This is a genomic window from uncultured Victivallis sp. (genome assembly GCA_944389935.1).
Taxonomy (GTDB): domain Bacteria; phylum Verrucomicrobiota; class Lentisphaeria; order Victivallales; family Victivallaceae; genus Victivallis.
The window spans coordinates 24,853-38,764 of sequence record CALXOE010000037.1; the positions used below are offsets into that span (position 1 = coordinate 24,853).

General features: G+C 58.6%; 11 protein-coding genes. 8 read left to right on the plus strand and 3 right to left on the minus strand.

Annotated features, from left to right (window positions below):
* Nucleotides 1–128: 128 nt before the first annotated feature.
* From Q0J85_RS11175 to Q0J85_RS11185, 3 genes are all read right to left on the minus strand, one after another.
* Nucleotides 129–851, minus strand: coding sequence for an anaerobic ribonucleoside-triphosphate reductase activating protein (locus Q0J85_RS11175; RefSeq protein ID WP_294481485.1), 723 nt, complete (start codon nucleotides 849–851; stop codon nucleotides 129–131).
* 83 nt (nucleotides 852–934) lie between these two features.
* Entirely contained in the window at nucleotides 935–1,066 is a 132-nt protein-coding gene (gene nrdD / locus Q0J85_RS11180) for an anaerobic ribonucleoside-triphosphate reductase (protein ID WP_294481488.1), read from the minus strand.
* 38 nt (nucleotides 1,067–1,104) lie between these two features.
* Nucleotides 1,105–3,075: a ribonucleoside triphosphate reductase gene (locus Q0J85_RS11185; RefSeq protein WP_294481490.1), complete on the minus strand. Its 1,971-nt coding sequence runs from the start codon at nucleotides 3,073–3,075 to the stop codon at nucleotides 1,105–1,107.
* A gap of 373 nt (nucleotides 3,076–3,448) precedes the next feature.
* On the opposite strand from Q0J85_RS11185, the gene Q0J85_RS11190 reads away from it, so the two are divergent.
* The 8 genes from Q0J85_RS11190 to Q0J85_RS11225 form a co-directional block, all read left to right on the plus strand.
* A complete protein-coding gene (locus Q0J85_RS11190; protein WP_294481491.1) occupies nucleotides 3,449–5,347 on the plus strand; it encodes an ABC-F family ATP-binding cassette domain-containing protein in 1,899 nt (632 codons plus the stop codon).
* Entirely contained in the window at nucleotides 5,344–5,928 is a 585-nt protein-coding gene (locus tag Q0J85_RS11195; protein ID WP_294481494.1) for a flavin reductase family protein, read from the plus strand. The genes Q0J85_RS11190 and Q0J85_RS11195 overlap by 4 nt, the downstream gene beginning before the upstream one ends.
* A 191-nt stretch (nucleotides 5,929–6,119) precedes the next feature.
* The gene (locus Q0J85_RS11200) at nucleotides 6,120–7,211 is read left to right on the plus strand and encodes a substrate-binding domain-containing protein (protein WP_294481495.1); all 1,092 of its coding nucleotides are present in this window, start codon (nucleotides 6,120–6,122) and stop codon (nucleotides 7,209–7,211) included.
* 13 nt (nucleotides 7,212–7,224) lie between these two features.
* A complete protein-coding gene (locus Q0J85_RS11205; RefSeq protein ID WP_294481499.1) occupies nucleotides 7,225–10,686 on the plus strand; it encodes a beta-galactosidase in 3,462 nt (1,153 codons plus the stop codon).
* An 18-nt stretch (nucleotides 10,687–10,704) separates the two neighbouring features.
* Nucleotides 10,705–11,463: a type II secretion system protein gene (locus Q0J85_RS11210; protein ID WP_294481502.1), complete on the plus strand. Its 759-nt coding sequence runs from the start codon at nucleotides 10,705–10,707 to the stop codon at nucleotides 11,461–11,463.
* A 169-nt stretch (nucleotides 11,464–11,632) separates the two neighbouring features.
* Entirely contained in the window at nucleotides 11,633–12,679 is a 1,047-nt protein-coding gene (locus tag Q0J85_RS11215; RefSeq protein WP_294481504.1) for a LacI family DNA-binding transcriptional regulator, read from the plus strand.
* A gap of 57 nt (nucleotides 12,680–12,736) precedes the next feature.
* Nucleotides 12,737–13,648, plus strand: coding sequence for a glycoside hydrolase family 130 protein (locus Q0J85_RS11220; protein WP_294481506.1), 912 nt, complete (start codon nucleotides 12,737–12,739; stop codon nucleotides 13,646–13,648).
* Between the two features lie 17 nt (nucleotides 13,649–13,665).
* On the plus strand, nucleotides 13,666–13,912 hold a 247-nt coding region (locus tag Q0J85_RS11225), incomplete at its 3' end, for a hypothetical protein (protein ID WP_294481509.1).

Consider the following 13,912-nt stretch of genomic DNA (forward strand, 5'->3'; position numbering starts at 1 on the left):
CTTGTCATTTTTTCATTCTAGTCCAGCAACTTCATATCGGTCGCATACGGCAGTAATGAATCATCAAAACGGCAAATGTCAAGCCTGCACCGCAGGAAAATCTCGTATTTTTCCAAAAAAAGGGCAATTTATGCAGCGTCGATGATCCGTCCGGTCAAACCACGCACCCGGACCTCGGGACCGAAGCGACGCGCAATGTGCACGAGTTCCGCATCGGAAAAGGTCTCTTTCGACGAGAGTTCATCATCGATCACTTCGACCGGATGATACTGCTGCAACGTCCACTGTTTCACTCCGGCGGCCTTGAGTTCCTCGTACATCACGCCGAGCGCGGCCTCGTCGAGCAGCGCTTTGTGAACAGTCGTGCGGATGTCGAGTTCCGCTCCGGACGCCAGAGCCAGCGCAATGCTGCGATAGACCTTCGCCGCCACCTCCGGATCGCGGCTGCCGGTCAGCTGGCGGTAGCGTTCTTTCGGCGCCTTGCAGTCGATGCCGAAAGCATCCGCCCCGGCACTCGCCAGCAATGCCTCGACCCGCTCGGGCAGCGTCCCGTTCGTGTCGATCTTCGCACAATATCCCATCGCACGCACCCGGCCGACGATCTCCGGCGCATCGGGCTGCAGCAGCGGCTCTCCGCCCGAAAAAACCACTCCCTCAAGCAACCCTTTCCGCCGCTCCAGAAAGTGAAAGAACTCCTGCTCCGTCACGCGCGGCTGACTGGTGGGATCCAGTACCAGACAGGGATTGTGACAAAAGGGACAGCGCAGATTGCATCCGCCCGAAAACACAATGCAGCCGATCTTCCCCGGATAATCGACCAGTGTAAATTTGACAAGTCCACGGAAATCCATACTTTTCTCCACAAACCGGGGTCTCCCCCTCTCATGACAAAAAAAGACACGGGGGCCGGACAGCCCCCGTGCCGCGCCGCAGCTTACTTCGAGACGACGTCGAACGTCTTGCGGTCCTTGAACTCTTCTTTCTTGCCTTTGTTCCAGTTGCTCACCGGACGGAAATACCCGCAGACGCGGCTGTAGACTTCGGTTTTCTCTCCACACTTGGCCATGATGTTTCCTCCTGTTAAAGTTGGGGTCTCAAATTGATTCAAACTTCCAGCGGACACTCCGAGTGCTCGCCCGGCACATACCCGTGCACCGGGCAGATGCTGAACGACGGGGTCAGCGTGAAATACGGAATCCGGTAATTCGTCGCGATCCGCTTCACGAGCGACGCAACCAGCTCCGGATCATCGATCTTTTCGCCGATGAACGCATGGAACACCGTTCCGCCCGTGTAAAGCTGCTGCAGCGGAGCCTGCAGATCGAGCGCCTCAAAGAGGTCCGACGTGTAACCCACCGGCAGCTGCGTCGAATTCGTGTAATAGGGATTGTCGGTCCCCGCGCAGATGATCTCCGGATAATATTTGCGGTCGAGCCGCGCGAGCCGGAAGCTCGTCCCCTCCGCAGGCGTCGCCTCAAGATTGTAGATGTGCCCCGTCTCCTCCTGGAAGTCCTTGATCTTCTCTGCCATGTGCACGAGCACCTCGCGGGCGAACTCCGCCCCCTCGGGGTCGCAGATCGAGCAGCCGAGGAAGTTCAGACAGCACTCGTTCATCCCGACCAGCCCGATCGTGCTGAAGTGGTGCTCAAGATTCGGCAGATACGTCTTCGTATAGGGCAGCAGATCCCCCTCGAGGTGTTTCTGCACGACCTTGCGCTTGATCTCGAGCGACTCCATCGCCAGGCGCATCAGATAATCGAGACGGCGGTAGAAACCCTCCTTGTCTTTCGCGAGGTAGCCGATCCGCGGCATGTTGATCGTCACCACACCGATCGAACCGGTCTGTTCGCCCGCGCCGAAGAGACCGCCGGTCTTGTTCCGCAGCTCGCGCATATCCATCTGCAGACGGCAGCACATGCTGCGCACGTCGCCGGGCTTCAAGTCACTGTTGATGAAGTTCTGGAAGTACGGCAGACCGTATTTGCCCGTCACCTCGAAGAGCAGCCGCGCATTGTCGCTGGTCCAGTTGAAATCTTTCGTCACGTTGTAGGTCGGAATCGGGAACGTGAAGATCCGCCCGTCGCGATCGCCCTGCGACATGACTTCGAGGAACGCGCGGTTGATGAGATCCATCTCCTCCTGGAATTCCCCGTAGGTCTCCTCCTGCGGCTGCCCGCCGATGATGACCGGCGTATCGCGCAGATCTTCGGGGACGACCCAGTCGAACGTCAGGTTCGTGAACGGCGTCTGCCCCCAGCGGCTCGCGATATTGAGTCCGAACACGAACTGCTGAATATTCTGTTTGAGCTGCTGATAGGTGAGCTTGTCCCGCCGCACGAACGGCGCGAGCAAAGTATCGAACGAACTGAACGCCTGCGCGCCCGCCCACTCGGTCTGCAGCGTCGAGAGGAAGTTCACGATCTGCCCGGTCGCCGTATCGAAATGCCTGGCCGGAGCCGCCGACGCGCGGCCGCCGCGCCCCTGGAATCCGCGCTCGAGAAGATCGCGCAGACTCCACCCCGCGCAGTATCCGACGATGCCGCAGGAGAGATCGTGCAGATGAAAATCGCCTTTCGTATGCGCCTCGGCGATCTCGGGCGGGTACATATTTGCAAGCGCGTAATTCGCGATAACCGAACCGGAAACATGATTGAGGAGACTCGCATAGGAGTATCCGGAATTCGAGTTCTCATTGACGCGCCAATCCTCCTGGCCGAGGTAGCTTGAAACAAGCTCCTGTACATCCATCATGAGTTTTTTAGCTTCGCGGATCTTCGCATGATTCGCGCGGTAGAGGATATAGAGTTTCGCAGCCTGCGACAATCCGCGCTTCACAAATGCGTGCTCAACCAGGTCCTGAATCACCTCGACATCGGGAATCATCAACTCCTCGTCATATCCCTTGTCGATGAGTTCGCGCACGACATCGTCGGCAATGTGGCGCGCGACCTTTTCGCTGCCCATCCCCGCGGCTTTGAGAGCTTTTCCGGCGGCAATCGCGATCCGCTGCGGATCGAAATCCACGATACGGCCGTCACGCTTCTTCATTTTCCGGATGGACTCGGTGCTGTTCATGAGATGCCTACCCCCTTTTCCCTGCGTTTCAAATTCCGTTTATCATTTAAGGTAAAACAATACGGCGACCCTCGAACCGCCGACCAAGAAATCCAGCGTCCCCCCGGCAGCAATCATCCTGCCACTCTTATAGAATACCACACTATATTGTTATTTCAAGCGAAATTCTCACAATATATTGTATTTTTTTCTTTCATATCACTATCAACGAGTTATGGAAAATCATGAACAACTTAGGACGAAATCTCTCATTCCCCGGCTATTTTTTTCCGCGATTTCCAGCCGATTTCCGGGGTTCGGGACTTGCAAAGAAAGCTGTGCGCGTATATAGTTCCCGGATATGCAGAACGGAAAATCATTCGGAATCGGGAATATGGCGGAAACAGTATTGTGGGCGGCGGAAGATCTCCATTTGACCATCGGACGGCAGACGATCTACGACGGCGCCGAATTTCATATCAACGCGGGCGAGCGCGTCGCACTCGTCGGACGCAACGGCAGCGGCAAATCCACACTGCTGCGGCTCATCACCGGCCGCGAACTCCCGGGATCCGGAAACATCACGCGCGCCCGGAATCTGCGCGTCGCAGAACTGCCGCAGGATTTCGAGCTCGACAATGAACGCACAATCCGCGAAAACGTCGCCGACGGCCTCAGCTATCTGATCGGACTTCAGAAGAGCTATGAGACGCTCCCGGTCAACTCCCCGGAACACGCTCACGTGGAACATGAACTCATGCTCCACGACGGCTGGAATCTCGAAACCAAACTCGGCACCGTTCTCGAAAAACTGAACCTCGCCGCCGACGCGGAGCGCGTCTGCTCCCATCTCTCCGGTGGCGAAATGCGACGCGTCGCTCTCGCGCGCGCGATCATTTCCGAACCCGATCTGCTGCTGCTCGACGAACCGACCAACCACCTCGATGTGACCACCGTCGAATGGATCGAGAACTTTCTCGCGGATTACAAAGGCAGCTGCCTCTTCGTGACCCATGACCGCTACTTCCTCGATCGGATCGCAAGCCGCATCGTCGAATTGAGTCACGGCAAATTCTATGAGTACCCCGGCAGCTACGCCGAGTTCATCGCCATGAAAGCCGAACGCGAAACGAATGAAGACATCCTCGAGCAGAAACGCCGCAGCTTCCTGCGCTCCGAGATCGAATGGGTGCGCCGTTCGCCGAAAGCACGGCTGCGGCGCAATCTCGGGCGTATGAGAAAATTCGAGGAGATCGCCGCCATTTCCGCCCCCGTCCGCGACGGCGAGATGGAACTGCTGATCCCGACTCCATCGCGCCTCGGCAACAAAACCGTCGACCTGATCGGCGTGAGTCACGCATTCGGCGGACGCACGATCATCCGCGACTTCTCGTTTGAATTCGAGCCCGGCACGCATATCGGCATGGTCGGCCCGAACGGCATCGGCAAGAGTACGCTGCTGCGGATCATCACCGGGCAGCTTCCGCCCGACCGCGGCGAAGTCAAGATCGCCCCGACAGTCGAATTCAACTACATCGACCAGCCCCGTCTCGCGCTCGACCCGGAGAAAACCGTCGCAGAGGAGGTCAGCGAGGGAGTCGACACGGTCTGGCTCGGCAGTGAAAAGATCTCGATCTGGGGATATCTGAAGCGGTTTCTCTTTGAGGACGAGCGGATCAACACCCAGATCCGCCACCTCTCCGGCGGCGAAAAGGCGCGACTCATGCTCGCGAAAATTCTGAAACAGGGCGGCAACTTCCTGATCCTCGACGAACCGACCAACGATCTCGATCTTTCGAGTCTGCGGCTGCTCGAAGAGGCGCTCGGTTCCTATGGCGGCTGCGTGCTCGTGGTCAGCCATGACCGCTACTTTCTGAACCGGGTCTGCTCCGGAATCCTCGGATTTGAAGCGGGCGGCGAGATCGTCTACACGCCGGGGGATTACGACTACTATCTGGAGAAACGACGCGAACGCGAGGCCGGGAGAGCCGCGGCCGCCGCCCCGGAGAAACCCGCCCGCGCCCCGGAAACAGCGAAACCGAAAGCTCCGCCGAAAAAACTCTCTTACAAGGAGGCGCGCGAACTCGAGGGGATGGAATCCGCGATCCTCGCCGTCGAGGAGAAGATCTCGGAGATCGAGGCGCTGTTCGGCGATCCCGATTTCTTCGCGAAATACGGCCCGAGCAGTGCGGAACTTCAGGCGGAACTCGAAGCCGCCCGCTCTGAATCCGCCCGGCTCTACGCCCGCTGGGAGGAGCTGGAAGCCAAACGAATCGAACTGGAGGGAAAATGAAGAAACTCATCTGGCCGGGCAGCACGCAGCTCGCCCCGGTTCCGGCGGTGCTCGTCGGCTGCGGCACGGGACCGGACTCATACAATCTCATCACCATCGCCTGGGCGGGAACGGTCTGCAGCAAGCCGCCGATGGTGTCGATCTCGATCCGCCCGGAGCGGTACAGTTACGATCTGATCCGGGAATCGGGAGAGTTCACCGTGAATCTGCCGACGGTGGAGCAGATCCGGGCGGTCGATTACTGCGGTGTGGTTTCGGGGCGCGATCATGACAAGTTCAAAGAGACCCGTCTCACGCCGCTGCCGGGATCGCAGGTCGCCGCGCCGCTCGTCGCGGAGTGCCCGCTCGGGCTCGAATGCAAAGTCGCGCAGACAGTCGAACTCGGGAGTCACACGCTGTTCCTCGCCGAAATCGTCGCCGTACAGGTCTCGGAAGAGTTCGTGAACGCCTCCGGGCGGCTTGAACTCGAAAAAGCCGGACTCGCCGCCTATATCCACGGCCACTACCACCGGGTCGGCGACGCAATCGGACACTTCGGCTACTCGGTCCGGAAAAAACCCGGCCCGGTCGTGCGCCGGTAGATCGCGTTCTCCGCCGCAAACAGCCGGATACCTGCTCAGGTCAACATTCCGCCTCACCCCAAATTGGTCGGGCCGGATTTTTTCAAAAAAATCGAGATTCCCTCTTGACATTGGAATCGATTTGTGTCATAATATAGCTAAATAAAACAAAATTCTATTTAGCACTTTTAACATTTTAACATACTTCCTTTATGAATAAAAGTCTATTTGAAGAGACGCGCCGGTTCATTCTGGGGCGAATGCGTGAGCAGCTTGCGGCGGGAAATCACAAGATGCAGACCGAGAAAAAGCTGGCCTCGGAAGTCCTTGCAAGTTACGCGACGGTCCGGCTGGTCATGAAAGAGCTCGAGCAGGAGGGGTTCATCCGGCGAATCCAAGGTTCCGGGACCTATCTGCAACCCGAGGCCGGAAGACTTCTGGAGGAGGCTTCATGGCCGCGGCTGCGGCTTTTCTCCTCCCCACTGTTCGGAGAACCTGATCTCAATTACGCCGACTGGTTGATTCAGGAGATCAAGGAAGAGGCGCGACGAATGCAGCGTCGGGTGGAACACGTACAGGTGCGCACACACGATGAGTTTCTGGAAAGGCTCTCCTCTGCAGCAGAACCGGGGGATGCAGTGGTCTATCTGCCGCCGACAGAGCCCTTTTCGATGCGCCAACTCGGAGAGCTGGGGCGACACGACAAACTCCCGCTTATTGTAATCGACTGCGAATTGGGGAACATCAACGTCGGCAACATCACGACCGACAACCGGCGCGGCGGCATGCTCGCGGCCCGGGCTCTGATCGAAAACGGCTGCCGGGAACTGGCGGTTCTGCTGTGCGAACCGATGCTGCGACAGATCTCGCAGCGAGTTCAGGGATTTCTCGAAATCGCCGAGATGTCTGGAATCAAACCGGTCATCATCGACTGCGAAGTTCACGTGGAGGACAGCCGTCAGGAGAAAACCCGGACAAAGCTGCGGGATTTCCTGAAATCAGAACCGCTGCCGGACGGACTGTTCGCCGTCTCCGACTGCGGAGCGTTCGCGGCGATGGAAGTGCTTCGCGAATCGGGAATCGAAGCGGGAAGCGACCTTTCACTCATCGGATTCGACGGACTTGCGGCGGGCCGGCAGAATCATCCGGTACTGACGACGATCGCACAGCCGGTGACGGAAATCTGCCGTAAAGTGTTCCAGAACCTGCGGGAGTGGCGTTCCGGAGCGCACCCGCAGCATCTGCTCTCGCCGGTTCTGCGGCCGGGGGAAACATTGAACCGGGCTTGCCGGAAGCTGGCCTGAGAGAGGAGATAAGATGATTCGGAATCTGCTGTTTATTCTTCTGGCGGCCTCAGCCGCAATCCCGGCCGGTGCCGGACCGTTCATGTGGAAATTCGACTCGTCCGAATCGTGGAGTTCAACGCCGAACCTGTCGCTCAACACCGGATTCGACGGTCTCGACCTGCTTTCCCCGGGCGTCCCGGAGTGGGGAAAGCCGCCGGTCATCTACACGCTGCGCGAAAAGGGTTCAGGCAAAACCATCAGTTCCCCTGAGGAAATCATCTTTGACGCCGAACTGCTCGGAGGCGGTGGAGCGACGTTCGGACTTTATCTGCAGGATGCCGAGGGGGAATTTTTTTCTTATCCGCAACGTCCGCTGAAACCCGGCACGAATCGAATCAGCTGGCGACCCGCCACGGAATTCAACGGTTCCTGGGGAGAAAAGAAGAACGGGAAAGTCGATTTTCCGGTCCGGCTCGAAGCGCTTCAGTTTCATCAGTACCCGGAGAAAAAGGCGGCGCACATCCTGCTGAAGAGCCCGGAAGCCGCGACTGTCGACGGCCGCGCCCGGGTGATTCGGCCGTTTGTGACGTTTGACGACTCGGCCCGCTGGAATCCGACCCGGGAACTGGAATGCACTCAGCTCCCGGACGGGCTCCGCGTCCGCAGCCGCACCCTGCCGGAACCGGGAAAAGATGCCGTCATCGGCCGGCTCAAAGAGGTGATGTTCGACCTGAAGTCACCGGGGTCTCCGGACGCGGTCGGATTCGACGTTGAACTCGTCGACGGCTCCGGAGCGAATCTCGCACTCGAAATCATCGACGCCTCGGGGGAAAATTTTTCCTTGAAACAAAAGACGCTCCGCCCCGGGAAAAACCGGGTCGTCTGGGATCTGCGGTATGACATTGCAGGCAGCTGGGGGCAGAACAAGGACGGGAAAATCGATCAACCGATTCATCTCTCGAATCTCGTCATTCTGCAGTTCCCCTCGCAGAAGCCAGCGGAACTGATCTTCCGCCGCGGCGTTCTGCGCGAAACGCTGCGCGACATCGACGCGGTCGAAACCCGCCTCGACACCGGAACTCCGATGAACATCCTCAAGGTCGGCGAGGAGGATAAACTGCAGATTCATTTCCACAATCTCTATCCGCAAACCAACGCATTCACAGCGCATCTCAGGCTCTACACGCTGACCGGTCTCGAGCGCAGTTTCGAGCGGGAATTCAAATTGCCCGCAGGCGGCAAAACCGCCTGGAAACTCGATTGGCCCGCCGATTCGCCGCGAGGCGTCTGGCGATGCAGCCTGACGCTCCGCAACGCCATGGGACGGGAGGCGCACATCACACGTCCGGCTTTCGCCTACCTGACTCCGGCGGGGCCGACGCAGACGGAAAATCCCGAGTTCGCAATCGGAATGAACATGCGCCAGCAGCACTGGAGCAAACGCGAATGCGAACTTGAATCGCAGGCCGCGTCCGCAATCGGGGCGAAACTTCTGCGTACAGGATTCACCTGGGAATCCCTCGAACCCGAACGCGGAAAATTCCGCTTCGATCTGCTCGACAACCTGATCGCCATGAACGCCCGGTACGGCATGCGCCACATCTTCATGGTCGCCTATACCCCGATCTGGGCGGCGAAACCCGAACTGGTCAAAAAAGCGAAAGACTGGAACGAGTGGAACAAGAGCGCCCCCGATCCCGACGCGCTCGAATCGTTCGTCGAGGCGTTTGCGGAACATTACAAGGGAAAAATCCAATTCTACGAATTCTGGAACGAGCCTGATCTCGACTTCTGGCGCAGCTCGGTCGAAGAGTATCTGGAGTGTCTGAAACGAGTCCATCGCGCACTCGCCAAAACCGATCCGGATGCCAGACTCATCACCGGCGGGTTCGCCCATCTCGGCGCCAACGCCAAACCGGGTTTTCAGGAGCGGGTGCTGAAAGAGGGTCAGGAGTTCTTCGACTATCACGGCTATCACCAGCACGGCGACTTTGCCGAGTATGAGCGGGTGCTGGCCGGGCCGCTGGCTCAGATGCGCAGAGTGCTGCGTTCTCCGAAACCGATCTTCTTCACGGAAACCGGCTTCTACGTCAGCAACGGCAACTATCTGCAACAGGCAGACAACGTCGTCTGCAAGATCGTCCACGCCTGGGCGACCGGCGCGCGCGGTTATCTCTGGTTCGATATGCGCGACGACGGATTTCTGCCGGGCTACTGCGAACATAACTACGGACTTATTACAAATGACTGGTATCCCAAGGAGAGCTTCGCCGCGTACAATACGCTGAATCTGCTGCTCGGAAACGCGCGATTCGGCGGGACCCTGCTCAAAAACGGGCGGACAACCGCCCACTGGTTCCGGAGCAGCGACGGCCAGATCGTCACGTTATGGAAGAGCGGACGCTTCACGATTGAAGAGCCGTTGACCGTCCTGACCGACGCGAAAGAGGCGGAACTGGTCGACCTCTTCGGCAACCGGACACCTCTGCGAACCGCCGCCGGCCGGGTGACGGTCCAGCAGCCGGCACACCCCGCCTACCTCGTGCTGAAAGGGGCGGCGACGCCGCCGCGCCGCGGACGCAGCCTCGTGACGTTCCAGGGGGACCGGGTGACCGCCATCCCGGGCCGGACGACCGAGATTCCGGTGAAACTGTACAATCCGCTCCCGAGAACCGCTGAAGCTGAGCTGCGCTGGATTCTGCCGGAAACGGTTTCCGCGTCCCGGATGGAATTCCGCTGCACACTCGCGGCAGACAAAACGGCGGAACTCCGACTGCCGATTGAGCTCTCCGACCGGCTGCGCGGCGGGGTGATCCGCCCGGAGTTACAGGTACGGCTGGACGGCGGCGAGTGGTCGTCCATCTCCATCCCGGTCAATGTTGCGACGAGAATCGCCGACAGCACCTATCCTGCCGAACCGCAATTCGTGCTGGATTCGCGGGAGCACCTCGTGAGTCTCATGGAGCACAATCCCTACACGGCGCACCGGGTCTGGTCCGGTCCGGAGGACCAGAGCGTCAGAGTATTCCTCGCCGCGGACGATCACGCACTGCGGGTCAAAGTGGAAGTGACCGACGACGTTCCGGTCAAATCGCAGAGCGCCTCGTCAAGCTTCATGGAAGACGGGATTCAGCTGGCTCTCGCGGTACCGGGCCAGAACGGGCACTGGGAATTCGGATTCGCCGCGCTGACCGACGGGACTCCCGGAACACACTGCTGGATCATGCCCGCAGGCTTCACTCCGCCCGAAACCGGGCTGACCGTCTCGAGCCGCGATGCCGCCACGATCTATGACATCACGATTCCGCTCAGGGGGATCGGCATAACTGCCGGACAGCTGGCCGACGGAATCCAGTTCAATCTGCTCGTCAACGACAACGACGGAGCAGGCCGGGACGGCTGGATGCAGATCGCCCCCGGTATCGGCGAAGCAAAAAATCCGAGTTTTTATCCATTCATTCAAACGACCGTCCGGCCCCCGGCAGGACGATAACGACACTCAGGAGGCGTCATGAAAAAATATCTGATCTCAGCAACATTCACCGGGACGAGGCGGAATAGCCGTTTCACACTCATCGAACTCCTCGTCGTGATTGCGATCATCGCGATTCTCGCGTCCATGCTGCTGCCGGCCTTGAATCAGGCGCGGGCGCGGGCGAAGTCGATCGCGTGCGTCAACAATCTGAAACAGCTCTTCACGGCCGAAGCAATGTACGCAAACGATTACGGCTATTATACGATCGGCCAGGCGGATGAACCGGGAGTGGAATTCAAGCAAAACCTCTGGCACCAGAAACTGCGCCACTACCTGGGTTGGACCGGTGACGTCAAGAGCTGGGAGGATTACACCGGCGGAATCAGGCGAACGAAAGTCATGCGCTGCCCCGCCGTCGTGAATCCCGGATCCGATACGCTGGGCTATTCGATCAATCGATTCGGCTGCCTGGCGGCGTGGTTCCAGCTCTCTCCGCAGAAACCGGTCTCCGAACCCGCGAATGAAAATACACGCCGTTATGTGAAATCGACCTCCTCCTGCCCGACAATTCAGCCGTCCCGGATTGTCCTCCTCGCTGACATGGGACATAATAAGGACACGGACAGCGGCTCGCGGGAGACTCCGCCGGATATTTGCAACCGCGACTATCTCGTCGGCAAAGCGGATACGATCTTCGATCTGCGACACGGGGTCATGATCAATATTGTCACGCTGGCCGGAAACGTCAGAACCGTTCACCCGGATCAGATCGATTTCTCGATGTATCTGAAATAATTTGCGATGTATTCCGGGAGGGGTTCCGCCCTCCCCCATACACTGAAATACCCCGGACGAAAAAAATCGAATTTTTTTCGTCCGGGGTATTGCCTTTTCCCGTAAAATCTGGTATAATTTCATAGGGTTACAAATAAAAAAGTAAACATCGCAAGGGTTCAGATCTACCGTGAACAGTCGAACCAAACCGACCGTGAGGACCATCGCCGCCGAACTGGGGGTCAGCGCCATGACGATCACCCGCGCGCTGAACGGACACCCGAAGGTCAGCCGGGAAACCAGGGAGAGAGTGCTCTCCAAAGTGAAAGAGGTCGGTTACGACTTCCGGGCGAACTCCCGCATCGCCCGCCAGGAGCGGGAGCGAAATGTGGCGATTCACTGCGGGGATGACAAGCTCTTCTCCGACAACATTCAGAATTTCTACATGCGGCTGCATTATCTGTGTCAGCGGCGGCTGACGGCGGAGGGACTGCGCGGGCAGCTGGTCGATCTGAACGTTCACGTCGAAACCGCATTCCCGGTTCTGGACAACTGCGGCAGTTTGATTCTGCTCGGTCCGGTGCGGCCGGAACAACTCGAAATCGTCAAAAGCCGATATCCGGAACTCCAGCTGATTTCCGTCTTCGGCAGCGTCGATGACGTCACTCAGGTCGGGCCGGATGATTACAAGGGCGGAGTCTGCGCCGCCCGCAGATTCGCCGAACTCGGGCATCGCCATGCCGTTGTGTTCGCCAATCTTGCGGAATTCGGGTTTCGCAGGAGATACGGCGGCTTTGTCGCGGAACTGCAGGCGTTGCAGCCGGGAGCTCGGGTGGACCTCATCGAATTTTCCGAACAGCATGAGCAGCACGCAGACGATCGAACCCGCCGTCAACGGCTGGAGGAGTATTTCACCCGGGTCTCACCGCTGCCGACCGCCTGTTTTGCTCCGAACGGGTACGCCGGAGTTTTTCTTGCGGATTTCCTGACGGAGCATGGCTGGCGAATCCCGGAAGAGTTCAGTCTCATCACCTACGACAATCTGGAACTTTTCGATTTCCGCACCCCGGCCCTGGCCCGGGTCTGGTTCGACTTGAAAGAGCTGGCTGCGCAAACCGTCAGCGCCCTGCAGAATCAACTGCGGAATCGCGAATGCAAACCCGTTTCAATCACGATCGACAATGAATTCACGCCGGGAGAGTCGCTCGCCGCACCTCGGGAGGCATCGCGTATTTGATGATTTTTTTTGCAAATCGATGTTACAAAAATAAAGATTAACACCGGATAGAAGAAAATGAAAAGTCCCCTGGTCCGTTACGAGAAAAATCCGATTCTGTCGCCATCGACCATGCCGTTCGACTGTTATACGGTGATGAATGCGGGAGTGACCCGGTTCGAGGGAGATGTGCTGCTGCTGCTCCGGGTGGAAACCCGCGAACGCAAGACGCGATTCCACGTTGCCCGCAGCCGGGACGGGATTCATTTCGAGGTGAATCCGGAGTCGATCCGGTATCCGTTGACGGAACTGGATCGAATGGGGACGCGGCCGCACCGTTTCGACATGCGGATCACCCGGATGGGAGACGTTTACTATGTGTTCCATGCGAACTGGCTCGATCCCTGGGGGAGTCTCATCAATCTGGCCCGGACCGTCGACTTTGTCGATTTCGAGCCGGTCTCCCATTCGGTCCCGGCCAATCGCAATGCGGTGCTGTTCCCGGAAAAGATCAACGGTCGTTACGCGCGGCTGGAACGGCCTCAGAACATCGATGGACGCGGCACGATCTGGTACAGCGAGTCGCCGGATCTGGAATTCTGGGGGCGGTCGATGCCGCTCATGCAGCCCGCGACCGACTGGGGTTCCTGGAAACAGGGAGCGGGCTGTGTGCCGATCCGTACACCGAAGGGATGGCTTGAAATCTACCATGCCACGGCGATGACCGCCTCCACGGAAAACTATTATCTCGGGGTCTGTCTGCTTGATCCCGACGAGCCGTGGCAAGTGATTGCCGCGCCGAAGTCGTTCCTGCTTGCGGCGGAAGAGCTTTACGAATGTGTCGGCCAGACTCCGAACGTGGTTTTCACCGGAGGAGGCTGCGAAATGGATGACGGATCCTATTATCTCTATTATGGAGCGGCTGACACGCGCATGTGCCTGGCTCGCACCACGGTTGCCGAATTGGTTGAATTCTGTCTGAACGCCTGACCGGAAAGGAAGATGCCATGAAACGAGATCCATTGACTCTGCCGAAAATGCCCGTGGAGGAAACCAGTCAACGTCGCGTCCGTTCCATCGTCCCGGCCCGGCCGTCAAGAGAGGGGTTCGGGGGAGAGAAAGCGGCTCTCCCCGTACCAAACAACCATCAAACATCCCATCAGCCAATCTCCTCCCTGCAACCCATTCCGGCGCTCGGCGGAACAAGAGAGGGGTTCGGGGGAGAGAAAGCGGCTCGCAAGAGCGCGTCTCTCC